The organism is Nonomuraea sp. NPDC004354 (assembly GCF_053602555.1).
In genome coordinates, this window is record NZ_JBSGDV010000004.1 from 491,877 (window position 1) to 516,339 (window position 24,463).

22 protein-coding genes are annotated in these 24,463 nt (G+C 73.4%); 15 read left to right on the forward strand and 7 right to left on the reverse strand.

Annotated features, from left to right (window positions below):
- Nucleotide 1 precedes the first annotated feature (1 nt).
- From ACWENQ_RS17055 to ACWENQ_RS17065, 3 genes are read left to right on the forward strand one after another with little or no spacing between them, the layout of a single operon-like run.
- Nucleotides 2-928: an ABC transporter ATP-binding protein gene (locus ACWENQ_RS17055; RefSeq protein ID WP_354908038.1), complete on the forward strand. Its 927-nt coding sequence runs from the start codon at nt 2-4 to the stop codon at nt 926-928.
- Nucleotides 925-1,668, forward strand: coding sequence for an ABC transporter ATP-binding protein (locus tag ACWENQ_RS17060; protein WP_354908036.1), 744 nt, complete (start codon nt 925-927; stop codon nt 1,666-1,668). Before ACWENQ_RS17055 ends, ACWENQ_RS17060 begins: the two co-directional genes overlap by 4 nt.
- An 8-nt stretch (nt 1,669-1,676) precedes the next feature.
- The gene (locus ACWENQ_RS17065) at nt 1,677-3,068 is read left to right on the forward strand and encodes an amidase (protein WP_452414960.1); all 1,392 of its coding nucleotides are present in this window, start codon (nt 1,677-1,679) and stop codon (nt 3,066-3,068) included.
- A gap of 54 nt (nt 3,069-3,122) precedes the next feature.
- On the opposite strand, the gene ACWENQ_RS17070 is transcribed toward ACWENQ_RS17065, so the two are convergent.
- The gene (locus ACWENQ_RS17070; protein WP_449918768.1) at nt 3,123-3,488 is read right to left on the reverse strand and encodes a YybH family protein; all 366 of its coding nucleotides are present in this window, start codon (nt 3,486-3,488) and stop codon (nt 3,123-3,125) included.
- Nucleotides 3,489-3,558: 70 nt separating this feature from the next.
- On the opposite strand from ACWENQ_RS17070, the gene ACWENQ_RS17075 reads away from it, so the two are divergent.
- Both ACWENQ_RS17075 and ACWENQ_RS17080 read left to right on the forward strand, forming a co-directional pair.
- On the forward strand, nt 3,559-4,434 hold the full coding sequence (locus ACWENQ_RS17075; protein WP_452414962.1) for a LysR family transcriptional regulator: 876 nt from the start codon (nt 3,559-3,561) through the stop codon (nt 4,432-4,434).
- A gap of 106 nt (nt 4,435-4,540) precedes the next feature.
- Complete coding sequence (locus ACWENQ_RS17080) at nt 4,541-5,983, forward strand: carboxylesterase/lipase family protein (RefSeq protein ID WP_452414964.1); 1,443 nt, start codon at nt 4,541-4,543, stop codon at nt 5,981-5,983.
- Nucleotides 5,984-6,053: 70 nt separating this feature from the next.
- Here the strand turns inward: ACWENQ_RS17080 and ACWENQ_RS17085 are convergent, their stop codons facing one another.
- Nucleotides 6,054-6,755 carry a hypothetical protein gene (locus ACWENQ_RS17085; RefSeq protein WP_452414966.1) on the reverse strand — a complete coding sequence of 234 codons (702 nt, stop codon included), beginning with the start codon at nt 6,753-6,755 and terminating at the stop codon, nt 6,054-6,056.
- Between the two features lie 268 nt (nt 6,756-7,023).
- Between ACWENQ_RS17085 and ACWENQ_RS17090 the strand changes: the two genes are divergently transcribed.
- On the forward strand, nt 7,024-8,028 hold the full coding sequence (locus tag ACWENQ_RS17090; RefSeq protein ID WP_452414968.1) for a S1 family peptidase: 1,005 nt from the start codon (nt 7,024-7,026) through the stop codon (nt 8,026-8,028).
- A 100-nt stretch (nt 8,029-8,128) separates the two neighbouring features.
- On the opposite strand, the gene ACWENQ_RS17095 is transcribed toward ACWENQ_RS17090, so the two are convergent.
- From ACWENQ_RS17095 to ACWENQ_RS17105, 3 genes are read right to left on the reverse strand one after another with little or no spacing between them, the layout of a single operon-like run.
- Nucleotides 8,129-8,905 carry a MauE/DoxX family redox-associated membrane protein gene (locus tag ACWENQ_RS17095; protein ID WP_452414969.1) on the reverse strand — a complete coding sequence of 259 codons (777 nt, stop codon included), beginning with the start codon at nt 8,903-8,905 and terminating at the stop codon, nt 8,129-8,131.
- 25 nt (nt 8,906-8,930) lie between these two features.
- Nucleotides 8,931-9,527, reverse strand: a complete 597-nt coding sequence (locus ACWENQ_RS17100) for a cell wall protein (RefSeq protein ID WP_449918752.1) — start codon at nt 9,525-9,527, stop codon at nt 8,931-8,933.
- A gap of 10 nt (nt 9,528-9,537) precedes the next feature.
- Entirely contained in the window at nt 9,538-9,987 is a 450-nt protein-coding gene (locus ACWENQ_RS17105) for an RlpA-like double-psi beta-barrel domain-containing protein (RefSeq protein WP_354908023.1), read from the reverse strand.
- 183 nt (nt 9,988-10,170) lie between these two features.
- Here ACWENQ_RS17105 and ACWENQ_RS17110 point away from each other — a divergent pair, with 183 nt between their 5' ends.
- Together ACWENQ_RS17110 and ACWENQ_RS17115 are read left to right on the forward strand one after the other, a co-directional pair.
- A complete protein-coding gene (locus ACWENQ_RS17110) occupies nt 10,171-10,980 on the forward strand; it encodes an LLM class flavin-dependent oxidoreductase (protein ID WP_452414971.1) in 810 nt (269 codons plus the stop codon).
- 29 nt (nt 10,981-11,009) lie between these two features.
- A complete protein-coding gene (locus ACWENQ_RS17115; protein ID WP_452414972.1) occupies nt 11,010-12,191 on the forward strand; it encodes an MFS transporter in 1,182 nt (393 codons plus the stop codon).
- A 121-nt stretch (nt 12,192-12,312) separates the two neighbouring features.
- Here ACWENQ_RS17115 and ACWENQ_RS17120 read toward each other — a convergent pair whose 3' ends face one another.
- Complete coding sequence (locus tag ACWENQ_RS17120; protein ID WP_452414974.1) at nt 12,313-12,594, reverse strand: hypothetical protein; 282 nt, start codon at nt 12,592-12,594, stop codon at nt 12,313-12,315.
- 82 nt (nt 12,595-12,676) lie between these two features.
- Entirely contained in the window at nt 12,677-13,420 is a 744-nt protein-coding gene (locus ACWENQ_RS17125; protein WP_452415034.1) for an alpha/beta fold hydrolase, read from the reverse strand.
- 194 nt (nt 13,421-13,614) lie between these two features.
- Between ACWENQ_RS17125 and ACWENQ_RS17130 the strand changes: the two genes are divergently transcribed.
- The 7 genes from ACWENQ_RS17130 (at nt 13,615) to ACWENQ_RS17160 (ending at nt 24,054) form a co-directional block, all read left to right on the forward strand.
- Entirely contained in the window at nt 13,615-15,024 is a 1,410-nt protein-coding gene (locus ACWENQ_RS17130; RefSeq protein ID WP_452414976.1) for a GAF domain-containing protein, read from the forward strand.
- A 536-nt stretch (nt 15,025-15,560) separates the two neighbouring features.
- Nucleotides 15,561-17,540 (forward strand): hypothetical protein, encoded by a 1,980-nt coding sequence (locus tag ACWENQ_RS17135; protein ID WP_452414977.1) that lies wholly within the window; start codon nt 15,561-15,563, stop codon nt 17,538-17,540.
- 375 nt (nt 17,541-17,915) lie between these two features.
- The gene (locus ACWENQ_RS17140; protein ID WP_452414979.1) at nt 17,916-19,304 is read left to right on the forward strand and encodes a DUF4331 domain-containing protein; all 1,389 of its coding nucleotides are present in this window, start codon (nt 17,916-17,918) and stop codon (nt 19,302-19,304) included.
- Between the two features lie 60 nt (nt 19,305-19,364).
- Nucleotides 19,365-20,663: a tetratricopeptide repeat protein gene (locus tag ACWENQ_RS17145; RefSeq protein ID WP_452414980.1), complete on the forward strand. Its 1,299-nt coding sequence runs from the start codon at nt 19,365-19,367 to the stop codon at nt 20,661-20,663.
- Between the two features lie 26 nt (nt 20,664-20,689).
- On the forward strand, nt 20,690-22,435 hold the full coding sequence (locus tag ACWENQ_RS17150; RefSeq protein WP_452414982.1) for a High-affinity nickel-transporter: 1,746 nt from the start codon (nt 20,690-20,692) through the stop codon (nt 22,433-22,435).
- 273 nt (nt 22,436-22,708) lie between these two features.
- The gene (sigK, locus tag ACWENQ_RS17155) at nt 22,709-23,308 is read left to right on the forward strand and encodes an ECF RNA polymerase sigma factor SigK (protein ID WP_449918735.1); all 600 of its coding nucleotides are present in this window, start codon (nt 22,709-22,711) and stop codon (nt 23,306-23,308) included.
- Entirely contained in the window at nt 23,305-24,054 is a 750-nt protein-coding gene (locus ACWENQ_RS17160) for an anti-sigma factor (RefSeq protein ID WP_354908005.1), read from the forward strand. The genes sigK and ACWENQ_RS17160 overlap by 4 nt, the downstream gene beginning before the upstream one ends.
- Nucleotides 24,055-24,463 lie beyond the last annotated feature (409 nt).

Sequence of the window (24,463 nt, forward strand, 5' to 3'; positions counted from 1 at the left end):
CATGCTGGAGATCGACGACCTTTCGGTACGGCTGCCGCGCACCGCCCGCCCGGCGATCGACCGCATCTCGCTCACCGTGGCCGAGAACGAGACCGTCGGCCTGGTGGGCGAGTCGGGGTCCGGCAAGTCCCTGACCGCGCGGGCCGTTCTCGGCCTGCTGCCGAAGGGCGCGCGGACCTCGGGCGAGATCCGCATGGACGGCGCCGACGTGCTGTCGATGTCGCCGGCGGGGCTGCGCCGCCACCGGACCCACGCGGCCGCGATGATCTACCAGGACCCGCGGGCGGCGATCAGCCCCTTCCGGCGGATCGGCGACTTCCTCGCCGAGATCCTCCGGGAGGAGATGGGCGCCAGGGCGGCGCGTGCCCGCGCCGTCGAGCTGCTGGGCATGGTCGGCCTGCCGGAACCCGAGCGGCACGTGCGCCAGCATCCGCACGAGCTGTCCGGCGGCATGCTCCAGCGGGTGGTGATCGCGGCGGCGCTGGCGGGCGAACCTCGGCTGCTGCTGGCCGACGAGCCGACCACCGCGCTGGATGTGACCACCCAGGCCGAGATCATCCGGCTGCTGCGCGAGCTGCGCGCCAGGACGCGGACCGGGATGCTCTTCATCACCCACGACCTCGAGCTGGCCGCCATGATCTGCGACCGCGTCTACGTCATGTACGCGGGCCGGGTCATGGAGACCGGGCCGACGCGGCAGCTGTTCGCCAAGCCGCGCCACCCCTACACCGAGGGCCTGCTGTCGGCCACGCCGCGCGTCAGCGACCTGGGCACGCTGCCGCCCCCGATCCCCGGACGCCCGCCGGACCTGCTGTCGGCGCCGCCCGGCTGCCCGTTCGCCCCGCGCTGCCCGCACGCCATGGACTCCTGTACGGCCGCCGCCCCGCTCCTGGTGGACGGGGTGGCCTGTGTGAAGGCGGAACCGTGAACATCGACCTCGAGGTGCGCGGCCTGAGCAAGCGGTACGGCGCGTTCACCGCGGTGGACGACGTCGGCTTCGACCTGGCGACGGGCGGCTCGCTCGGCCTGGTCGGCGAGTCGGGCTCCGGCAAGACCACGACGGCCAGGCTGCTGCTCGGCCTGGAGCGCCCCGACGCGGGCACGGTGCTGGTGGCGGGCCGGCCGCTGGCCTCGCTCGGCCGCAAGGACCGGGCGAGGCTGATCCAGATCGTCTTCCAGGATCCCCTCGGCTCGCTCGACCCGCGCCTCACCGTCGAGGAGTCGCTGGCCGAGGTGCTGCGGCTGCACTTTCCCGGCGAGCCGCACGCGGCCCGGACGGCCGAGCTGCTCGAGCAGGTCGGCCTCGGCCCGCGCGAGGCGCGCGCGATGCCCAGGGAGCTGTCGGGCGGGCAGCGGCAGCGCGTCGCCATCGCCAGGGCGCTGGCCGTACGGCCCAAGGTGCTGGTGCTCGACGAGGCCGTGGCCGCGCTCGACGTGTCGGTCCAGGCGCAGATCCTCGGCCTGCTGGCCGAGATCCGCACGGCCGGCGACGTCTCCTACCTGTTCATCACCCACGACCTGGCCGTGGTCGGCTGCGTCACCGACCACGTGGCCGTCATGCGGCGCGGCCGGATCGTCGAGTCGGGGCCGACGGCGCGGGTGCTGACCGCGCCGGAGCACGAGTACACGCGGCTCCTGCTGGACTCCGTCCCGCGGCCCGCCTTCTGAGGAGAGTCATGGAAATGCTGTGTTACCTCTCGGCCACCGAGGCCCACGCCCTGATGTCCAGACGTGAGCTGTCGCCCGTGGAGCTGCTGAACGCCGTCATCGACCGGGCGGAGGCGGTGGAGCCGCGGATCAACGCCTTCACCGAGCGCCTGTACGAGTCGGCGATGGAGCAGGCCAAGGCCGCCGAGACCGCCTACCTGAACGGCACCGCCAGGCCGCTCGAGGGCATCCCGGTGGCCGTCAAGGAGGAGCAGCCCATCGAGGGCCGCACCCACGAGGAGGGCTCGCTCCTGCTCCAGGGCATGATCGCCGAGGAGACCCACCCGGTGGTCAGCCGGATCGCGCAGGCGGGCGGCATCATCCACGCCAGGACCACGACGCCCGAGTTCAGCTGCGCCGCCTTCACCCACAGCAGGCTGTGGGGCGTGACGCGCAACCCGTGGAACCTCGACTACTCGCCGGGAGGCTCGTCGGGCGGCTCCGGCGCCTCGCTGGCCGCGGGCACCTCGCTGCTGGCCACCGGTTCCGACATCGGCGGCTCCATCCGCATTCCCGCCTCCTTCTGCGGGGTGGTCGGGTTCAAGCCGCCCTTCGGGCGGGTGCCCGCGCTGCCGCCGTTCAACCTCGACCAGTACTGCCACGACGGGCCCATGGCGCGCACCGTCGCCGACGTCGCCCTGCTGCAGAACGTGATCGCCGGGCCGCACCCGTGGGACGTGGTCTCCATCCGGCCCAAGCTGGAGCTGCCGCCGCTCACCGGCGACGTGCGCGGGATGCGGATCGCCCTGTCGACGACGCTCGGCGACTACCTGGTGGAGCCGGACGTCGTGGCCGGCACGCTGGCCGCCGCCGAGGCGCTGCGGGCGGCCGGGGCGGTCGTGGAGGAGGTCGAGCTGCCCTGGACCAGGGCGCAGATCATGGCCGCCGCCGATGCCCACTTCGCGGGCATCTTCGGCGCCGGGATCGGCGAGCTGGCCGCCGAGCACGCGGACCTGCTGTCGGACTACACGCGGCGCTTCGCCGGCACCAAGCCGGAGCTCAGCTTCTACCAGGGCATGGAGCTGGAGGGCCTGATCTACCGGCCGCTCGGCGAGCTGCTGGAACGGTTCGACGCGCTGCTGTGCCCGACCACGGCCGTGCCCGCCTTCCCTGCCGAGCACGACGGCGGCCCGCTGCCGATCAACGGCGAGCTCGGCCACTACATGCTCGGGGTGATGACGATCCCGTTCAACATCGCCAGCCGCTGCCCGGTCCTGTCGGTCCCGTCGGGGCGGGCCGCCACCGGCGTGCCGACCGGCGTGCAGGTCGTGGGCCGCACCTACGACGACGTCACAGTCTTCCAGGTCGCCGCCTGCCTGGAAGCCGCCCTCCCCGGCATCGGACGACCCGCCGTAGCCTGACACCCTGATCGCCGGGGGATGCCGGGGGATGTCGGGGATGGCACGCGGGCCGGGTCAGCCGGTGGTGGGGACGAACTCGGGCTGGTCGAGCACGCGCAGCCAGCTGCCGTCCGGCTGGCGCCTGACGACCTGGGCGCGGGCGCCGGCCCCGTCCCTCGGCGCGGTCGAGGTGAGGGCGACGTCGCCGCTGACCAGCGTCGGCAGCGGCGTCTCCGGCTCGAAGCGGGGACGGCCGGCCAGCACCTTCTCCCACAGGGCGCGGATGGCCTGCCGGCCCACGGTCTGGCCGCCCGGCGGGTAGGCCAGCACCGCGTCCTCCTCGTACAGCGCGGCGACGCCTGCCGCGTCACCGGCGTTGGAGCGCTCGACGAACAGGCGGGTGATGTCCTCGGGCCGCATGGCCTTCTCGTATTCCGTCATGGTTCCAGCCTCGCGGCGCCGTCTCCAGAAGTCCAACAGCTGGTTCTGATGGGATCTAGAATCAACAGTTATGGAGTTGCGGCAGCTGGAGTACTTCGTCGCGGTCGCGGAGGAGCGGAGCTTCACCCGGGCGGCCGAGCGCGTGCACATCAGCCAGTCCGGGGTCAGCGCCCAGATCCGCCGGTTGGAGCGCGAGCTCGGCGCCGAGCTGTTCGACCGCTCGGCGCGCGTGGCGAGCCTGACCGTCGCGGGCAAGGCCGCGCTCGACCACGCCCGCGCGGCGCTCGCCGCCGCCGGCGCGGTCGGCCAGGCGGTGGGCGAGGTGACCGGCCTGATCAGGGGCCGGCTCACGGTCGGGATGGTCGTCGGCTGCACCGTCACGCCGCTGTTCGACGCCCTGGCGGCCTTCCACCGGGAGCATCCGGGTGTGGAGATCTCGCTGCTGGAGGACAACTCCGCCCGGCTCGTCGAGGGCGTGCGCGAGGGCGGACTCGATCTGGCCCTCGTCGGGACCGCGGCCGCCACACCCGACGGGCTGGACGCGCTGACCATCGTCAGCGAGCGGCTCGTCGCGGCCGTCCCGGCCGGGCACCCCCTCACGCGGCTGCGCCGGCTCACCCTGCGTGACCTGGTCGCCCACCCGATCGTGTGCATGCCGCCCGGCACCGGCCTGCGCGCGGTGCTCGACCAGGCCTGCGCCGCGCAAGGCCTCGAGCCGGTGATCGCCCTGCAGGCAGGCGCCGCGGACGCCATCGCCGACCTGGCGGCCCGCGGGCTCGCCGTCGCCGTCCTCAGCCAGTCGATGGCCGTGCCGTACCGCGACCGGCTCGCCGCCCTCACCATCGACGACGTCGAGACGCCCGCCCTGCTCGCCCTGACCTGGAAGAGCCCGCCCGCCCCGGCGGTGCGCGCGTTCCTCCCCCACGGCAGGCGAGCCTTCCGCTGACACCCCGGATCAGGGACGTACCATGCCGAATGGTACGGTCACGCAGTAACGATCTTGGGGCTGATCCCCACGGGATCGCCTCCTCCACCACGAGAGGGGTCGGGCCATGCGGCTGATCGCTGCGGCGACCACGACAGGCACAATCCAGGGACACCTCGACGACGGCGTCGCGACGTTCAAGGGCATCCCCTACGCCAAGAGCCCGTTCGGACCGCTGCGCATGGCGGCCCCGCAACCGGCGGATCCATGGGACGGCGTCCGCGACGCGACCAGCTTCGGACCGCGACCGCCCCAGCCGGCGATCCTGCCCGGCATGCCGCGATGGAGCTCCGCGGACGGGCTCGACTGCCTGACGGTCAACGTCTGGACGCCCGACCCCGGCGGCGCGGGCCTGCCGGTGATGGTATGGATCTACGGCGGCGCCTACCTCACGGGCGCGACCGACTTCCCCGAGTACGACGGTGCCCGCCTGGCCCGCGAAGGCGTCGTGGTGATCAGCGTCAACCACCGGATCGGCATGGAGGGGTACGGGCAGGTCGACGGCGCCCCCGCCAACCGGGGCCTGCTCGACCAGGTCGCCGCGCTGCGCTGGGTCCAGGAGAACGCGGCGGCCTTCGGCGGCGATCCAGGCAACGTGACCGTCTTCGGCGAGTCGGCGGGGGCCGGCGCGATCGCGTGCCTGATGGCGATGCCCGCGGCGGCGGGGCTGTTCAGGCGCGCGATCGCGCAGAGCGTGCCGGGGGCGTTCTTCACACCCGAACTCGCCTCCGGCATCACCGCGGCGATCATGGAAGGGCTCGGCGGCGGCTCGCCGTACGACGCCGCGCCCGAGGACCTCGTCGAGAGCGCCGGCGCGCTCATGATGGCGCCCGGACGTGACGATCCCGGGCGCTGGGGGCCGATGGCGTTCCTGCGGATGCCCTTCGCGCCGGTCGTCGACGGCGAGGTGCTGACCACCACGCCGTGGGAGGCGCTGTCGGCCGGGGCCGGGCGGGACATCGAGCTGGTCGTGGGCTTCACCAGGGACGAGTTCCGGTACTTCCACACGCTCGGCGGCGGAAGGACCGGCGACCTCGGCGCCGCCATGAGGACGCTCGCGCCCGCCGGCGCGGAGGCCGCCTACCGGACCGCGCGCCCCGAGGCGACGGCCGAGGATTTGTACGTGCTGCTGATGTCGGACTGGCTGTTCAGGATGCCCAGCGCGCTGCTGGCCGACGCGCACCAGGGGCAGGTGCACGCCTACGAGCTGGCCTGGTCGCCGACGGGGATGGGCGCCTGCCACGGGCTCGACGTGCCGTTGACGTTCGGCACCCTCGACGCCCCGCTCGCGCTGATGCTGACGGGCGGCTCCCCCGAGGGCGAGGGCCTGTCACGGCAGTTCCGCACCGCCTGGACCCGGTTCGCGGCCGGCGGCGACCCGGGCTGGGCCGCCTACGACCCGGTGAAGGCCACCACCCACGTGTTCGACGTCGACCCCTCGGACGTCTCCGACCCCGAGGCGCCCTCGCGGGCGCTCTGGTCGCAGCGCGGCATCCAGGTCATCGGCTAGCTCCGGGACCGCCCGGCGCCGGCGCCCCGAGCCCGTCGGTCACGCGCGCTCCCGGCATCCCCGCCGTGACCTAGTGACCCATCACGGGACGGGCGCCGGCGGAGGGCACCGGCAGGTGCTCGCGGATGAGCAGCCAGCTCGCGGCCAGGACCCACGCGGCCGTCAGCAGGCCCGGCAGGATCAGCGTCAGCGGGCCGTCCGGCCGCAGCGCCCCGCTCCCGCCGCCCACCAGGATCGCGGCCAGCAGCCTGACCGCGGCGACGGCGACGGCGAACCAGGCCATCCACACGGGGAACGCCCGGGTGCGCATGATCGCGGCGGCCATGGCCGCGAACAGGCCCGCGACGGCGATCCCGGCGATCCCGCCCATCACCGTCAGCGCCGTGTACGGCCCGGAGGCGATGGTCAGCAGCGCCGGGTTCGCGGTCATGGCGTAGGTCATGCCGGCGAAGACCGACACGCCGATGAACCCGATCGCGGTGACGAGCACGAACCCGGCCAGCACCAGGGCGGAGGTGTCGCTGCCCTCGTCGGCCTGGCGGAAGGCGGTGGCCAGCGCGACGCCGAACCACAGGAACAGCATCAGCGCGACGGCGAAGAGCGTGGCCGCCGCGAGGATCTGGGCCCGGTAGCCGGCCAGGTATCCGGCGATCGTCATCGTCGGCTCGGTGATGCTCGGAGCGTTCCCCATCACCAGCCGGCCGACCGCCCCGACGACCAGGGCACCGATACCGGCCAGTCCGCCCCATCGCAGCTCGTGACTCTTGTTCACGGCAACCACCTCCAGTTTCGATGATTCGTCCGGTTTGTCCCTGGGCTCAAGAAGCGTGGGGGCATTTTTCGCCGACCTTTGCGCGCACGCGTGGAGGGGCCTTCCCCGGGTAGTGTCGAAGGACGGCAACGATGGTCCGTCCACCCGAAGCCGCAGGTAGCCTTGCCGATGCGGCTGCGGGCCGAGCCGGCGGCACGTCGTCGGCCAGTGGTGCGTGGATCGTTCCAGGTTTCTCCCCGGCCGCCTCTGCGACTGATGGGAGAGGTGCGTGTCCAAGGCGACTGGCAGACGATCGGCGGTGCTGGCCGCCCTCATGGCCACCGGTCTCGCGCTGGCCACCGCTCCGGTCGCCGCCGCGGCCGCCGGCACGCCGAGCGTGAGCGCGGGCGGGGGCGCGACAGGCGCGGCCGCGAGCGCGGGCGGGAGTCCTGCGGGCGCCGTGAGCGCGGGCGGGAGTGCCGCGGGCGCGGTGAGCGCGGGCACCGCGGGTGCCGGCCGTCCCGCGATCATCGGCGGGCGGCCCGCCACCGAGAGCTACCCGTTCATGGTGTCCTTCCAGCTGAAGGAGCTGCCGAAGCACCACTGCGGCGGCGCCCTCGTCGCCGCCGACTGGGTCGTCACCGCCGCCCACTGCAAGGGCCTCATGAAGCCGGGCAGGACACAGGTACGGATCGGCTCACTCGACCGCGAGGTGGGCGGGGTCGTCACCAGCGTCAAGCGCGTCGTCACCTACGGCGACAGCGGCGGGTACGGGGACGGGATGCCGATGGCCGCCAGATCCGACATCGCGCTCGTCCAGCTCGACCGGCGGGTGAACCTCGCGCCCGTCCGCATCGCCGCCGAGCCCGGCGAGGTCGGCGAGCCCAGCCGTGTCATCGGCTGGGGCATGACCTGCGAGGACAGGAACGACAGCGCCTGCACGAGCACGCGGTGGCTCCAGGAGCTCGACACCGTGCGCGTGGCCGACGGCCGGTGCGCCGACCTCGGGGGAAGCGGCGAGCTGTGCATCGGCGAGCGTGACGGGCGGGCGGCCAGCTCCTGCCACGGCGACTCGGGAGGCCCGCTGATCCGCCGGGTGGCCGGCCGGTGGGAGCTGGTCGGCGCCACCTCGCGCGACGGCGACGACCTGGGCGAGCGCACGGACGGCCATGCCGGCTGCTCCACCAACCCCGAAGGCGGGCCGGGGGTCGGCATCTGGACGGACGTGACCCACTACCGCGACTGGATCGCCGACACCGTCGAGGAGTCCGCCCCGCTCCACGACGCCTCCTGAACCGGCCACCGACCGGGATCTCCGGGTGACCGGCGGCCCGCCGGCCCACCGGGTGACTGGTGGATCGGCGGGTTGGCGGGTGACCGGTGGATCGGCGGGCTCAGGCCGGCGCCGGCTCCTCGACGAGGGCGACGCGCACGGCGGAGGGGTCGCCGCCGGACAGCGGGATGGCGAAGACCGCCGTCCGCGCGCCTGCCGCGTAGCTGACGAACCGCAGGCCGTCCTCCTCCCAGACGTCCTGGACGTCCGAGGTGAGCCGCGCGGACGCCGTGCAGTAGGCGGGACTCCGGTAGAGCAGGCGCAGCGAGACCTCCGGCGGAACCTCCCGCCCGTCGGGGACGGCGAGCGGCTTGCGCAGCCGTACGAGCAGCTGTCGCAGGGGGGTGAGCCAGCGCCGGTCCAGCTCCGGCGACAGGACGAGAAGCGCGACCGCCTCGGCCAGGCCCAGCAGCAGGAGCGGCGGGTCCGGCCGGAACGGCGGCGCCGGGATCGCGGCGAGGCTCATGGCGAGCAGGAGCCCGGCACGGGCGAAGCCGCGCACGTTCACGGGCTGGGCGTGGGCGCCGAGGCAGCCGCACGAGGAGGCGGGGGCGGCCACGGCGGCGTAGCCGAGGTAGGCCAGGAACCCGAGGGAGAGCGCGGCGGCGGCCGTGCCCTCCCAGGGGGAGGCCGGCGGCAGGAGCAGCGCGGCCGCCACTGCCAGCTCCGCCAGCCCGACGAGCCGGAGCAGGGGGATCGCGCGCGCCGGGCCGACCAGCCGGGCCAGGGCGGTCTGCCCGGCCTGCGATCGCATCCGTCGGGAGAACAGTTTCAGCACGGCCGCCCAGGCGAGGAAGGCGGCGATCACGTACGGCTGCAGCGCGGCGATCCCTTGCATGTGTCGCTCCTGGTGCGTGGAGAAGCTAGTGCGGGGAGAAGACGGTGGCGATGTCGGCCTCGTTGGTGTCAGGGCGCCAGGCGCCGAGGATCTGCACGTGCTGACCGACGCGGAGCAGCGACAGGTCCGCCGAGGCGGGCGCGTCGGAGTGGATGGCGACCGACCTGCCCGGCACGACGTGGCAGAGGATCTCCTTGCCGTGGTGGTCGAGGTGGATCTTCTCGCTGGTGATGTTGGTGATGTGACCCTTGATGTTGATGATGTTGAGCCACACCGACTCGGCGGCGAGCACGCCGTCGGGCATGCGGACGCCTCTGGCGTAGAGGCCGTCGCCCGGCTTGGCCTGGTCGAAGCCGACCGGGCCGAGCTTCCACAGGCTGGTGCCGTCGACGACCCTGATGGAGTGGAACACCAGGTTCGAGCCGAGGACGAGAAGGGTGTTGTCCTTGATGGAGCGGATCCGGCCCTCGGCGAAGTCGGGGTCGGGGGTTCCCGGCTCGACCTGCGGTGCCGCCGCGCCGAAGGCGGCTTCGGCGCCGAGCGATCCCATCGCGGTGGCGGCGACGACGGTGGCGCCGCCGCCGAGCACGGCGGACTTGAGCAGTTGCCTTCTGCTGGTCATGGCGCGCTCCCTAGGCGGTCGAGATCTCGCACGGCCGCAGGCCGGTGGACAGGCTGGCGATCCGGCTGTAGGCCGCGGGGGTGAGGTCGATCAGCCGGTTGCTGGCGCAGGTCGCGCCGCAGCAGCTGCGCTCACCGCAGAACAGGTCCGTCTGCGGACCGCAGTCGGCGATGGAGGTGATGACGCTGGCGCCGCCGCACAGCGACGTGGTCTGGTGGCGGAATCCGCAGGTCCGCCGGGACAGGGAGTCTCCGCACACGTCCGGGCGGGTGATCGCCCAGCAGGCGTCGGAGGTGTTGGGCCATGCGTGCTGCAGGCTGCCCGAGTTGCAGGTGCCGCAGGCTCCCCTGCCGGTAGTGCTGCACGGGCCCCAGGCGGTTCCGCAACAGAACCAGGAGACTTCTCCTTGGACGGGGCCGAGTAAGTCGACGGGCGGGTCGGTGGGCTTGCTGCGCGCCATGCGCGTCCTCCTTGGGGTGGGCTCCGACGGTCCCCCGATGAGAAGGTGCAGCGGTACTGAAACTTTCCGACTTGATCTATCAATAGCATGTAAGTAAGTTTCGTCAATCCCCCGATTGTGGCGGGTTCCACCGGCGTGACGGAGTCCCTTCAGCGAGGGCGCCCGCGTCTATAGCCTGAACCCGTGCGAATTGGGGTGAATGTTCCGAACTTCGGACCCGGCACCGATCCCGGCATGCTGCGCAGCTGGGCGCAGACCGTCGAAGGGCTCGGGTTCGACCTGCTGATGGTCTCCGACCACGTCGTGGTCACGTCCGACGTGGCCGCGCAGTACCCGGCGCCCTTCTACGAGCCGTTCACCACGCTGTCGTGGCTGGCCGGGATCACCACCAGGGTCACGCTCGGCACGACCGTGCTGATCGTGCCGTACCGGCATCCGCTGGTCACCGCCCGGATGGCGATCAACCTGCACGACCTGAGCGGCGGGCGGTTCGTGCTCGGCGTGGGGGTGGGCTGGGCCCGGCAGGAGTTCGAGGCGCTCGGCGTGCCGTTCGACAGGCGAGGCCGGCTGACCGACGAGTACCTCGACGTCATGCGCGCCGCCTGGGAAGGGCGTGACATCCCGCTCTGGGTGGGCGGCTCCAGCGAGGCCGCCCAGCGGCGGGCCGTCAGGCTCGGCGCGGCCTGGCATCCGCTGCGGTACCCGATGGCGCGGCTGGAGGAGTCGGTCGAACGGCTGGCGGCGCTGGCCGCCGAGGAGGACCGCCCGCTCCCCGCGCTGGTTCCCCGGATCGCGCTCGACCTGTCCCCCCGCGCGGGGAACCGGCTGGCGGGCCAGGGAACGATCGAGCAGGTGACGGCCGATCTTGAGCGGTTGAAGGCGCTCGGTGCCGAGGCCGTCGTCCTCGATCCGTTCAGCGGGGACCCGGAGGAGACCCGGCGGCCCGAGCGGGCATGGCGTGACCTCGCGGCGGTCGCCGCGATCAGGCGGTAGCCGATCCAGGACGAGAACGAAGGAGCGACATGACCGGCGACGAGGAGACGCCGCCCCCGCGCGCCATGGGTCCGCTGTACGCCGCGGGGTTCACCACCGCGTTCGGCGCCCACGCCATCGCCGCCAACCTCGGTGGCTTCAGCGCCGACGCGGTGACCTCACTGCTGATGCTCGGCGGCCTGCTGGCCCTGTACGACGGGGCCGAGGTCGTGCTCAAACCGGTCTTCGGCACGCTCGCCGACCGCGTCGGGGCGCGGCCCGTCCTGCTCGGCGGCCTGATCGCCTTCGCCGCCGCCTCCGCGCTCTACGCGGTGGCCGACAGCCCCGGCTGGCTGTGGGCGGCCCGCCTCGGCCAGGGGGCAGCGGCCTCCGCGTTCTCCCCATCCGCCGCCGCCCTGGTCGCCCGCCTCAACCCGGCCGCCAAGCACGGCCGCGCCTTCGGCGGCTACGGCTTCGCCAAGTCCGTCGGCTACACCCTCGGCCCGCTGATCGGCGGCGTCGTGGTCTGGGCGGGCGGGCTGTCGCTGCTGTTCGCGGTCACGGCCGGGCTCGGGGCCGCCGTCGCGCTCTGGGCGGCGCTGGCCGTCCCCGCCGTGCCGCCGCTGCCGCGCGCCCGCCAGACCGTGCTCGACCTGGCCAGGAGGCTGTCCGCGCCCTCCTTCCTCGGCCCCACCGCGGCGCTCGCGGGCGCGAGCGCCGCACTGTCGGTCGGGGTCGGCTTCCTGCCGGTCTCCGGCGCCGCGGCCGGGCTCGGCACCGTGGCCACCGGCGCCGCCGTCTCCGTGCTGGCCGCCTGCGCCGCCGTCGTCCAGCCGGTCGCCGGGCGCGCCCTCGACGCGGGACGGCTCGGCCTGCGCGCCGGACTGCCGGCCGGCCTGCTGGTCACCGCCGCCGGGCTGGGCTGCGCGATGCTGCCGGGGCTGCCCGGACTGCTGTCCGGCGCGGTCCTGGTCGGTGCGGGAACGGGGCTGATCACCCCGCTCGGGTTCGCCGCCCTGGCCGCCGCCACCCCGCGGGAACGGCTCGGCCAGACGATGGGGGCGGCCGAGCTCGGCCGCGAACTCGGCGACGCGGGCGGGCCGCTGCTGGTGGCCGGCGTCGCGACCGCCTCCACGCCGGCGTACGGCTTCGCCGCCCTGGCCCTGCTCCTGGCCGCCGGACCGGTCGTCCTGCTGGCCGCCCGACACCGCACCTCACGCCCGGCGCGATAGCGCGGCACGGGCGTGAGGTGCGGTCCGAGCGAGCGTGTCCCCGGGCGCCCTCCCGCCCGGGGACACACGATCCGATGGCGACGGCGAGCCGTCCCCCGAAGGGGGACCGGGCTCTGATCGCCTACCGCGAGACGTACTCGGCCAGCACGGTGGCGGCACCCTGAGGATCGTCGACCGGGTGCCGCTTGTTGGCGTTCTGCCAGGAGTAGCAGGCGCCGCCGTACCCGACGAAGACCCAGACGGGAAGTCCTGGCGGGGGCCGGTGCACCATGAGAGCGGTGTTGTTGTCGCGCAGCTCGGCGTTGACGCCGAGCAGCACGAGGTGGTCGCGGAGCCGGACGAGCTGGTACTCCTCGTGCAGGTGCGCGAGGTCGGCCGCCGCGGTGGCCGCGATCCTGGTCACCTGGCGCTCCTGAGGTCCTGCCGCCTGCGGGGCACTCGAGACACTCCCACTCCCCACGTGAGATCCAATCCGCGTTCCGACGTCAGGAGCGCAGGAACGCCGCCAGGATCTCGTTGAACCTGTCGGGCTCCTCGCTGAACGGGGCGTGGCCGCTGTTCTCGAAGCGGGCCACCTGGGCCTTGGGCAGCTGCGCCGCCAGCCAGGCGTCGAGCTCACCCGGGAAGATCTTGCTGCGCGCGCCGTACATGAGCAGGGTCGGTACGGTGAGCGACGGCAGGACCGGGCGCAGGTCGGCGTAGGCCATGTCGTACCAGACCGACAGCGCCGCCGACGTGGCCATCTTGGTGGTCTCGGCGTAGACGGCGTCGATCACCTCGTCCGGCGGCGTCTCGGCGAAGCACGCGGCGATGAACGGCTTGATCACGCTCGGCCTGGCATGGCGCACGCCCTGGGTGAAGACGGCGAGGTCGGTCGTGGAGTAGCCGCCGAGCAGCGGGAAATCCCACCCCTCCCCGTCCAGGAACCGCGGCGACTGGTCGACGAAGGCCGCCGAGCGCAGCAGGTCGCAGCCGTACTGCTGGACGTAGGACAGGATGACCGCGGTGCCCATCGACCAGCCCACCATGCACACATCGCGCACTCCCAGATGGTCGAGCAAGGTTCGTACATCGCGGGCATATTGCGACAAAGTGTGACCTTCATCGGTTTTTCCGGACAGACCATGCCCGCGGAGGTCTACAGTGATGACCCGGTTCGACTCGCTGAGCGGCCCGACGTTCTGACCCCAGAAGGTGCTGTTCATCGTCCACCCATGGATGAGCAGCACGGCGGGCCCGGAGCCGCGGTCCTCGTAGTAGAGCGGAACGCCGTCGGGCAACTCCAGATATGACAACGCGTCTCCCTCGGATGTGGAAATGTCCAGGCCGTAACGACTATCCGCTTACGCACCCCGGCCGGCCAAGGCTCGAGCCCACGTTGCATTGGGGTTGCATCCGGCGCTACCTTTCTCGGCAGGAGATCATGGACGACTCGACGCGACGCATGGCCCGTGCTCGCGAGCGGGCACTGAGCGGCCAACGACCTGCGCAGGTGCGCCCCGAGGTACGTGAGTCCTGGGACCGTGCCCGGCAGCAGGGGGTGCATCCCGACCGGTCCCTGCCGCCCATCGAGCTGGCGGAGGACCGCGTGCGCGGGCTGCGGCGCGACCATCCGCTGGCCTCGGTCTGGCCGACCCTGCTGGCCACGCTGAGCGACGCGGCGACGCAACCGGGTCACCTGGTCTTCGCCAGCGACTCGGCCGGCCACCTGCTGTGGATCATGGGCGACCGGTCGGCGCGGCGGCTGGCCGAGCGGGTGAACCTGGTGCCCGGCGCGCTGTGGAGCGAGGGCAAGGCGGGCACCAGCGGCGTGGGCACGGCGCTCGCGCTCAGCCGGCCGTTCCGCGTGCGCGGTCCCGAGCACTTCCTGTCGGTCGCCGTCGACTTCACCTGTTCCGCCGCGCCCATCCGCAACCCGGTCACGGGCGAGCTGCTCGGCGCGATCGACGTGACCTGCCCCACGCCCGCCGCGAACTCCCTGTCCCTGTCGCTGGTCGCCGCCGCGGCGCGGCTGGCCGAGGCGCAGCTGGGCGAGCAGACCAGGCACCAGGACGAGCTGCTGCGCATGCGCTACCTCGACCACGTCATGCGCCACAAGGGCATCCACAGCGCGCTGGTGGGTGCCGACGGCCGGGTGCTGCACGCCTCGCCCGGGGGCTGGCTCCCGCGGCGCTGGCCGTTCCCGCCCAGGGAAGGACCCGCGACGCTCGCCGACGGCCGCCGGGTGGTGGTCGAGCGCCTGTCCCCCTCCGGCCCGTTCGCGGTGCACTGCACCGACGACGCCGACAGCGCCGACGAGGGACTGCTGCTGCACGCGCTCGGCCGTGATCGCGCATGGATCCGCCTGGACGGTGTCACCCACGAGCTCAGCGCCCGCCACAGCGAGCTCGTCGTGCTGCTGGCGGCCCATCCGGCGGGGCTGACCGCCGACGCGCTGGCCCGCGAGGTCTACGGGCAGGGCGCCAAGACGGTCACCCTGCGCGCCGAGATGACCAGGCTGCGCCGGGTGCTCGGCTACCGCCTCGGCTCCGACCCCTACCGGCTGCTCGGGCGGACGACGGCCGACTTCCTCGCTCTCGACGAGGACCTGACCGGCGTGGACGTCGGCGAGCTGCTCGACCGGTACCCCGGCCCGCTGCTGCCGTCCTCGCGCGCGGAGGGCGTCGGGGCGCTGCGCGAACGGCTGCACCAGCGGTTGCGCGGCAGGCTCCTGTCCCATGGCGACGCCGACGCCCTGACCCGCTGGATCACCGCGCCGCACGGGCGTGACGACACCGCCGTACGGCAGGCGCTGCACGGCCACCTGCCGTCCCAGGACGGCACCCGGCGCTGATCCGGCGGTCGGCGGGGCGACGCGACTTCTTCCAATAGGGGCGATTAGTAACCTTCACCCCTTTTTCGAGGCGCCCGAATACTTACAGCCGGACAGGCGGAACGAAATGGCAATTGTCCGTTTTGTCGATGGGTAGCGACACACGCCATCCCGGCTCCACCAAGCCCGGAACACCCGCTCCTTCCGCCGAGAGTGCGCCATTGTTCAAGCCGGCACGCCGGACCGGAAAGGGGTGGCTAAGCGCGCCTCATGAGCGTCCCGTAGGCGTGGGACAGGGCTTGCGCCCAGGACGAACGTTCCGAGTCACGGCGAATACGGCTACACCTGCCATGCCTCTCCGCCCGTGGGAAATCCGACTTAGTCAAGCAAGCAGCCAGTTGCACAAAGAAGCGGGTAATGTCCGTTTATCCGGTGATCGGCGGGAAATCTACGTTGCGCGCAAGATAATCCTTCAGGGTTACGTAGGGCGTTTTCCAGCTATTTGGCTTATGGCCATGCTGGTGCAAGTCAAGTCATTTCACAGGGGGAATCACGCAATGAAGAAGCTCACGGGCGCTGTCGCGGCAGCCGCTGTTACCACCCTTCTGAGCGCCGGCGCCGTGGGACTCGGCGCCGCCACCGCCAACACCGCTGCCAGCGCCAGCACCAACGCCAGCACCAGCGAGGCCGGCGGCGGCTGCGGAATTGGTGGATGGGGCGGCGGCTGCGGCCGTGGCTGGGGCTGGCGGCGCGACCTGCTGCGCAGCATCAACAAGCAGTTCCAGAAGCAGCGCCAGCTCCAGAAGCAGCTGCAGAGCCAGCTCCAGAGCCAGTCGCAGAACCTGCACCAGAACGTCAACTTCCACCTGAACACCTCGGCCGACTCCGACAGCCTCTCCGACGCCATCGCCAAGCAGCGTGCGGCCAACGAGGCCGAGGCCAAGCAGCGTGCCGAGGCCGAGGCCAGGCAGCGTGCCGACGCGGACGCCACGCAGCGCCAGGACGCGGACGCCGACGCCAGGCAGCGCCAGGACGCCGACGCGGACGCCGACGCCAGGCAGCGCCAGGACGCCGACGCCGATGCCCGCAACGAGGCCCGTAACCGGAACGACGTGGACGCCGACGCCCGCAACAAGAACGACGTGGACGCCGACGCCAGGCAGCGCCAGGACGCCGACGCCCGCAACCGCGCGGACGCCGACGCCCGCCAGCGCGCCGACGCCGACGCCCGCAACAAGACGGACGTGGACGCCGACGCCCTGCAGAGGCAGGACGCCGACGCCCGCAACGAGGCGAAGAACAAGACGAACGTGGACGCCGACGCCGACGCCAGGCAGCGTCAGGACGCCGACGCCCGTAACAAGAACGACGTGGACGCCGACGCCAGGCAGCGCCAGGACGCCGACGCCCGCAACCGCGCGGACGCCGACGCCGACGCCGACGCTCGCCAGCGTGCCGACGCCGACGCCCGCAACAAGGCCGACGCGGACGCCGACGCTCGCAACAAGGCGGACGCCGACGCGAGGCAGCGTGCCGACGCCGACGCCCGCCAGCGCGCCGACGCTGACGCCCGCAACAGGAACGACGTGGACGCCGACGCCCGCAACCGCGCTGACGCCGACGCCCGCCAGCGTGCCGACGCCGACGCTGACGCCCGCAACAGGAACGACGTGGACGCCGACGCCCGCAACCGCGCGGACCTCGACGCTCGCAACAAGGCGGACGCCGAGCAGAAGCAGCGCCAGGACGCCGACGCCCGCAACAAGAACGATGTGGACGCCGACGCTGACGCTCGCCAGCGTGCCGACGCCGACGCCCGCAACAGGAACGACGTGGACGCCGACGCGGACGCCCGCCAGCGCCAGGACGCCGACAACCGCAACCGCAACGACGCGGACGCCGACGCCGACGCCAGGCAGCGTCAGGACTCTGAGAACCGCAACCGCAACGACGCCGACGCCCGCCAGCGCCAGGACGCCGACAACCGCAACCGGAACGACGCCGACGCCCGCCAGCGCCAGGACGCCGACAACCGCAACCGGAACGACGCTGACGCCGACGCTGACGCCGACGCCCGCAACAAGGCCGACGCGGACGCCGACGCCCGCAACGACGCGCGGAACTGGGCGGACCTGGACTCGCGGAACTGGGCCGACTCGGACGCCGACGCGGACGCGGACGCTCGCAACGACGCCCGCAACGACGCCCGGAACCAGGCCGACGCCGACGCCCGTAACCGCGCCGACGCCGACGCCCGTAACCGCGCCGACGCTGACGCGCGGAACCGCGCCGACGCTGACGCGCGGAACCGCGCCGACGCCGACGCGCGGAACCGCGCCGACGCCGACGCGCGGAACCGCGCCGAGGCCGAGGCCAGGAACCAGGTGGAGAACGAGATCAGGAACCAGATCGAGGCCGCGCTCAGGAACCGGCTCGAGGCCGAGCTCAGGAACCGGCTGGAGGCCGAGCTCAGGAACCAGCTCGAGGACGAGCTGACGAGCAAGGCCGCCATGGCCAGGAAGGGCGGCAGGGCCTGAGCTGAACCCGCACAGCGCTGATCACCAGCGCTGAACATCCGAGGGGCCGACCGGACACCTGTCCGATCGGCCCCTCCTTCGTTCGGGTCACCCGGCCGTCGCGACAGGTCCTCGATGATCCCGATCTGCGCGTCGGGGTGTCGGGTCACCGGGCACGAGCTGGTCGCCGGGCAACCTCAGGGGGTGGCTTCCCGACCGCCGGTAGACCCAACGGCATTTCCCCCTGAAACCCCCATTACCCGGCATATCACCAGACCCGTTGAGATCTTTTGCGATTCGAGCCATCCGCGGCCGCCACCGCCCCGAATCACGCGGCGAGGACCCGGCCGGACCCCTCGACCACGACACAGACGCTTGCGAAAGGCTCACAGTCGCATGAAGCTCACGACCAACCGGCGCGCCCTGCTCGCCCTGGCCGCCGCGGGGGCGCTGGCCGCCTCGTCCCTCGCCCTGCTGCAGCCGCCGGCCGGCACCGCGTCCTCGCACCGCGAGGCACCGCTGATCGCCGGCGACCCGCGCAACGACAACACCGACGTCTACGCGTTCGTCAGCCCCGACCGCCCCGACACCGTCACCCTGCTGGCCGACTTCCTCCCCTTCGAGGAGCCGAACGGCGGGCCCAATTTCTACACCTTCGACACCCGCTCCCGCTACAACATCAAGATCGACAGCAACGGTGACGCCCTGCCCGACGTCACCTACCAGTGGACGTTCCGTGACGAGGACCGGCGCGGCACCTCGACGTTCCTCGCCGACAACGGGCCCGTCACCTCCCTCGACGACCCCAACCTGCTGTTCCGTCAGCGCTACACGCTCCAGCGGATCACCCCGCGCGGGGTCACCACGCTGGTCAGGAACGGCGTCGTCGCGCCGAGCAACACCGGTCCCGCCTCCATGCCCTCCTACGCGACGCTGCGCGCCCAGGCCGTCACCTCGGTGCAGGGCGGCGGCAGGACGTTCGCGGGGCAGTCCGACGACCCCTTCTTCCTCGACCTGCGCGTCTTCGACCTCCTCTACGGCGGCGACCTGTCCGAGGTCGGCCAGGACACGCTCAAGGGGTACGGCGTGCAGACGCTGGCCGTCCAGGTGCCCAAGGACGCGGTGGCGCTCAAGGGCGACGCCCGCCGTAACCCCGTCATCGGCGTGTGGTCCAGCGTCGACAAGTGGAGCCCGCAGGGCTACAAGCAGGTCTCCCGCCTGGGACAGCCGCTGGTCAACGAGGTCGTCCTGCCCGCCGGGCTCAAGGACGCCTTCAACTCCGTGAGCCCCGACAAGGACGCGGGCCTGCCCGCCGTCGTCAGGCGGGTCACCCACCCGGAGGTCCCCCGGCTGCTGGAGAAGATCTACGGCCTGAAGGCGCCGGCGACGCCCCGTACCGACCTGGTCGAGATCTTCCTGACCGGCATCGCCAAGGACAACGGCCCGATCAAGTCCGACCTCAACTCGCAGACCCTCAACAAGGACGCCGGCCGGCTGCGCCCCGCCGAGATGCTGCGGCTGAACATGTCGGTGCCGCCCACCGCCGCCCCCAACCGGCTGGGCGTGCTCGCCGGTGACCTCCAGGGCTTCCCGAACGGCCGCCGCCTCACCGACGACGTCGTGGACATCGCGCTGCAGGCGATGGCCGGCGCGGCCAGGACCGGCAAGCTCGTCGACGCCCTGACGACCGGCGACCGGGTCGACGCCAACGACAAGGCGTTCGGCGCGTCCTTCCCGTACGTCGCGCTTCCCGCGAACACCTCGGTCAACGCCGGCGCGCGCTGACCCCGCGGGGCCGGTCGCCCCGGCCCCGCTCCCTTCCCTTCCTACCTGGAGGTCATCGTCATGCCATCCCGACGGGGGGTGGTGCTCGCCGCGGGCGGCCTGGTCCTGGCCGCCGCGCTGACCACCGCCGCGACCCTGCTCCCCTCGCCCGTCCCGCCGCCGGCGCCGGCGCCCGTCCCCGCCGCGGCGGCGCAGGCCGACACGGCGCTGTCGGCCACCTCCGCCCGCGCGGCGGTCGACGCCCTGAACGCCAGGCTGCGGCGGCTCCCGCGCGACCACCACGCCTGGGCCCGGCTCGGCGCCGCCTACGTGCAGGAGGCCAGGATCACCTCCGACCCCACCCTCTACGCGCGGGCCCAGCAGGCCCTCGACCGGGCCGCCGCGCTGGCCCCCGGTGACCCCGCCACCCTGACCGGCGGCGCGGCACTGGCCGCGGCGCGGCACGACTTCGCGGGGGCCGTACGGCTGGCCGACCGCGCGATCGCCGCCAACCCCTACGGCGCCACCGCCTACGGGGTGCTCGCCGACGCCGCCACCCAGCTCGGCCGCTACGACGCGGCCGCGAAGGTCGCCGACCGGATGATCGCGCTGCGGCCCGGCGTCTCCGCCTACACGCGCGCCGCCTACGCCGCCGAACTGCGCGGCGACCTGGCCCAGGCGCGCAGGCTCCTGAACTACGCGCTGCTCGACGCCTACGCCCCCGAGGACGTCGCCTACTGCCGCTACTCGCTGGGCGAGCTCTCCCTGCACGCCGGGGACGTGGCCGCCGCCGCCGAGCAGTACCAGCTGGCCCTGGACGCCGCGCCCGCCTTCGCCCCCGCCCTGGCCGGGCGGGCCAGGGCCGGCGCGCTGTCCGGGCAGCTCCCTCGTGCGCTGGACGACTACGCGACCCTGGTGGCCCGGCTGCCGCTGCCGCAGTACATCATCGAGTACGGCGAGACCCTCGCCGCGGCCAGCCGCGACCCCGCACCACAGTGGCGGCTGCTGGCGGCCCAGCGCACCCTCATGGACGCCGCGGCCGTCAGGGACGACCTGACCTGGGCGGAGTTCGAAGCCGACCACGGCTCCCCCGCCAAGGCCGTGGCCCACGCCCGCGCCGAGTACGCCCGCCACCCCAACCTGACGGCCGCCGACGCGCTGGCCTGGGCGCTCCACCGGGCCGGCCGCGACCGCGAGGCACTGCCGTACGCGGTCGCGGCCACCTCGACCGGCTGGCGCAACGCCCTCGTGCTCAGGCACCGGGCGGCCATCGAGCGCGCCCTCGGCGACACCGCGGCCGCCACCCGCAGCACGGCCAGGGCCGAGGCGGCCAACCCCAGGTTCGTGGCCGAGCTTCCCGCCCTGGCGAGGTTCTCGTGAACGGCCGGCCGTACCGCGGGGCGGCGGTGTCTCTCGCGATCGCGACCGCGCTGATGGCGGCGGCCCCCCTCCCCGCCACCGCCGCGACCACGGGAAACGTCAGGATCACGCAGACCGCGCATCCGCTCGGGAACTTCACGGTCAACCACTACGACGGCCTGAGGGTCCTGCCCGACCGGATCGAGAACCTCGCTATCGTGGACCGCGCCGAGCTGCCGACCCTGCAGGCCCGGCCGTTGGTGGACACCGACGGCGACGGCCGCGTGTCCGCACCGGAACGGGCCGCGCACGCCGCGGCCGAGTGCGCCGCGCTGGCCACGGCCCAGCGGCTCACCGTCAACGGCACGGCCAGGCCGTGGCGCGTCGACACGGCCGACCTCGGCTACACGCCCGGTCAGGGCGGCCTGCCCACCAGCCGCCTCACCTGCCGGCTGCGGGCGGACGGCGAGCCGGGAACCATCGGGTTCGCCAACGGGTTCCTCACCGACCGCATCGGCTGGCGTGAGATCACCGCCGTGGCCGAGGGCGTACGGCTGGCCCGCTCGACGGTGCCCGCCACCAGCGTCAGCCAGGAGCTGCGCCGCTACCCCGACGACCTGCTGTCCAGCCCGCTCGACCAGCGCACGGCCGCACTGACCGTCGTCCGAAGCGCGGGAGCGGGACCGGCGGCCGCACCCGCGCTGCCCGGCGTCCTGCCCGCCGGCGGCCCGATCGGCGACGCGCTGGCCGCGCTCGACCGCACCTTCACCGGACTGGTCGGCGCGACCTCGCTCACGGTGCCGCTCGGCATCCTCGCGGTGCTCCTGGCCGCCGTCCTCGGGGCGGGGCACGCGCTGATCCCCGGCCACGGGAAGACCGTCATGGCCGCCTACCTGGCGGGACGCAGGGGACGGCCGCGTGACGCGTTCGTCGTCGGGGCGACGGTGACCGTGACGCACACCGCGGGGGTGCTGGCGGTGGGGTTGCTGCTGACGGTCTTCTCGGGCCTGGCGGGCGAGTCGGTCCTGTCCTGGCTGGGTACGGCCGGCGGCCTGCTGATCACCGCCATCGGCGCCGGGCTGGCCCGATCCGCCTGGCGATCGTTCCGCACAGGCACGCCTCCGACACCCTTCCACGGCCACGGCCACGAACACGGGCACCGGCACGGGCACGAACACGGGCACCGGCACGGGGACGGACATGGGCACGGGCACGGGGGCGGGCACGGCCACGAACACGGGCACGGCCACGGCCACGGGCACGGGGACGGGGACGGCCACGGGCATAGCCCGCAACGGACGCCCCTCCCGGGAGACGGGACCAGCCCACGAGGGACCGCCCTTCTCGACCAGACGATCCCCGCGAAAGAGGCGATCCGGGAAGAAGGAGCAATCGGCCAGGAAGGGATGACCCGGCTGGAGGATGCGACCCACCCGGCGGTCCGGGAGGCTCCGGTCCCGCCGTCTCCCGGGCGGCGTTGGCTGATCGGGCTGGGTGTCGCGGGCGGCCTGGTCCCGAGTCCGTCCGCCCTGGTCGTGCTGCTGGGCGCGATCGCGCTGGGCCGTACCTGGTTCGGCGTCGCCCTCGTCCTCGCCTACGGGGTCGGCATGGCCGCCACCCTCACCGCCACCGGCCTGCTCCTCGTCACGCTGGCCGCCCGCCTCGACCGCCTCGCGCGGGCGGGCCGTGCCCTGCCGGCGCGGCTGTCGGCCCTCGCCCCCGGGGGTACTGCGCTGCTGGTGGTCGTGCTCGGCCTGGGCCTGACGGTGCGCAGCCTCGGCGGCGTCATCTGACACCCCGGACCGGCGCCCCGAACACGGAAGGACACCCCGGTTGACACGGCATCAAGAGACGCGGCATCAACAGACGCGACGCCAACAGACGCGGAATCGACAAACGAGGACCCTGCAGACGCGGCGCCGACAGGCGTGGCATCGGCAGACATGGCATTGACAGCCGCATGCGCTCGCTGGAGCGTGATGGGCGCGGGCCACCAACCAGGCCGCACCCGTCCACGAGCCGAGCGGCTCCGAATGACCGGTATGCGGATGGCGACGGGAGGGCACATGCGATCGGAGCCGGAGTCGCGGCCGGACCGGGACCGCTCGGGTGGCGGCCGAAGTCCCGGCCTCGAGGAGTTGCTGAGCCGGGTGGCCCGCGGCGATCGCGCCGCCTTCGAGCAGGTGTACGAGCTGGTGGCGGCACGGGTCTTCGGCATGGTGGTGCGCGTCCTGCGTGACCGCGCGCAGAGCGAGGAGGTCGCCCAGGAGGTGCTGGTGGAGGTGTGGCGCAACGCCGCCCGGTACGAGCCCGCCCGAGGTTCGGCCATGGCCTGGATCATGACGATCGCCCATCGCCGCGCGATCGACAGGGTGCGCTCGGCCACCGCCGTCACCGAGCGGGAGGACCGGGTGGCGCGCATGGACGTCCACCGGCCCTTCGACGAGGTGGCCGAGTCGGTGGAGAACAACCTGGAGCGGGAACGGCTGCGCCGATGTCTGTCGGGACTGACCGAGCTGCAACGCGAATCGGTGACGATCGCCTATTTCGGCGGATACTCCTATCGTGAGGTCGCCGAGCTGCTCAAGGTGCCGCTCGGCACCGTCAAGGCCCGCATGCGCGACGGCCTCATCCGGCTGCGCGATTGCCTGGGAGTGGAGCGATGAACGGCGGGCAGGACGTGCACATGCTGGCCGGCGCCTACGCGCTGGACGCCATCGACGACGAGCTGGAGCGCAGACGCTTCGAGGCACACCTGGACGGCTGCGCCGACTGCGCGCACGAGGTGCGGGGCCTGGCCGAGACGGCCGCCAGGCTCGGTCAGGCCACGGCCGCCACGCCGCCGCCCGAGCTGAAGAGCCGCGTCATGGCCGAGATCGGACAGGTCAGGCAGCTGCCGCCGGTCGTGGAGCGGCCGGGGTCGCGTCACAGGTTCGTCAGGGAACGGACGGGCGCGCGTGTCGCGAAGGTCGTCGCCGCCGCCGGGGTGGCCGCCGCCGTCGCGCTGGGCGCGCTGGCCTACCAGGCCAGAACCGAGCTGGACCAGATGCGGACGACCGCCAGGCAGGTGGAGGCGGTGCTCGCAGCTCCGGACGCCCGCCGGGTCAACGCCGCGGAGGGGCAGGGTGTGGCCGGCACCGTCGTCCTGTCCCGTTCGGCGGGCCGGATGGTGTTCCTGGCCTCGGGGCTGGCGCCGCTGCCCGAGGACAAGACCTACCAGCTCTGGCAGCTGTCGCCCGGACAGGCGCATCCGGCCGGGCTGCTGCGGCCCGACGACAGCGGCTACACGGCGCCGGCGCTGGCCGTACCGGTGAAGGGCGCCACCTCGGTGGGGCTGACCGTCGAACCCGCGGGCGGCTCGGCCGCGCCGACCACGACACCGCTGCTGGTGATGGACATCCCCGCCGCCTGACCCTTCCCGCGCCGCACCCCACGGCCGACGGCCCCGGCCTGGACCGCCGCGGCACGCCCTTGAGATCGGCACACCCCTGAGACCGGCGTGGCCCACCGCGCGAGACGGCCCCGGCCATTCGCGGCGCGCGCCTGAGCCCGAGGCCGGTCGGACGGGCGCGACGCGGGCCTGAGCCCGAGGCCGGTCGGACGGGGCCGGTCAGGACAAGCGCGACGCGGGCGCGGGCCCAGGGCCGGGGCCGGTCCGGACAGGCGCGACGCAGGCCTGAGCCGGAGGCCGGTCAGACGGGGCCGGCCAGGACAAGCGCGACGCGCGCCTGAGCCCGAGGCCGGTCGGACGGGGCCGGTCAGGACAAGCGCGACGCGGGCGCGGGCCCAGGGCCGGGGCCGGTCCGGACAGGCGCGACGCA

Excerpts from the sequence above, each read along its gene's own strand:
- ACWENQ_RS17055 (WP_354908038.1), top strand. The coding sequence starts at position 2 with ATGCTGGAGATCGACGACCTTTCGGTACGGCTGCCGCGCACCGCCCGC.
- ACWENQ_RS17065 (WP_452414960.1), top strand. The coding sequence starts at position 1,677 with ATGGAAATGCTGTGTTACCTCTCGGCCACCGAGGCCCACGCCCTGATG.
- ACWENQ_RS17070 (WP_449918768.1), bottom strand. The coding sequence starts at position 3,488 with ATGACGGAATACGAGAAGGCCATGCGGCCCGAGGACATCACCCGCCTG.
- ACWENQ_RS17075 (WP_452414962.1), top strand. The coding sequence starts at position 3,559 with ATGGAGTTGCGGCAGCTGGAGTACTTCGTCGCGGTCGCGGAGGAGCGG.
- ACWENQ_RS17080 (WP_452414964.1), top strand. The coding sequence starts at position 4,541 with ATGCGGCTGATCGCTGCGGCGACCACGACAGGCACAATCCAGGGACAC.
- ACWENQ_RS17095 (WP_452414969.1), bottom strand. The coding sequence starts at position 8,905 with ATGCAAGGGATCGCCGCGCTGCAGCCGTACGTGATCGCCGCCTTCCTC.
- ACWENQ_RS17100 (WP_449918752.1), bottom strand. The coding sequence starts at position 9,527 with ATGACCAGCAGAAGGCAACTGCTCAAGTCCGCCGTGCTCGGCGGCGGC.
- ACWENQ_RS17105 (WP_354908023.1), bottom strand. The coding sequence starts at position 9,987 with ATGGCGCGCAGCAAGCCCACCGACCCGCCCGTCGACTTACTCGGCCCC.
- ACWENQ_RS17115 (WP_452414972.1), top strand. The coding sequence starts at position 11,010 with ATGACCGGCGACGAGGAGACGCCGCCCCCGCGCGCCATGGGTCCGCTG.
- ACWENQ_RS17130 (WP_452414976.1), top strand. The coding sequence starts at position 13,615 with ATGGACGACTCGACGCGACGCATGGCCCGTGCTCGCGAGCGGGCACTG.
- ACWENQ_RS17135 (WP_452414977.1), top strand. The coding sequence starts at position 15,561 with ATGAAGAAGCTCACGGGCGCTGTCGCGGCAGCCGCTGTTACCACCCTT.
- ACWENQ_RS17140 (WP_452414979.1), top strand. The coding sequence starts at position 17,916 with ATGAAGCTCACGACCAACCGGCGCGCCCTGCTCGCCCTGGCCGCCGCG.
- ACWENQ_RS17145 (WP_452414980.1), top strand. The coding sequence starts at position 19,365 with ATGCCATCCCGACGGGGGGTGGTGCTCGCCGCGGGCGGCCTGGTCCTG.
- sigK (WP_449918735.1), top strand. The coding sequence starts at position 22,709 with ATGCGATCGGAGCCGGAGTCGCGGCCGGACCGGGACCGCTCGGGTGGC.
- ACWENQ_RS17160 (WP_354908005.1), top strand. The coding sequence starts at position 23,305 with ATGAACGGCGGGCAGGACGTGCACATGCTGGCCGGCGCCTACGCGCTG.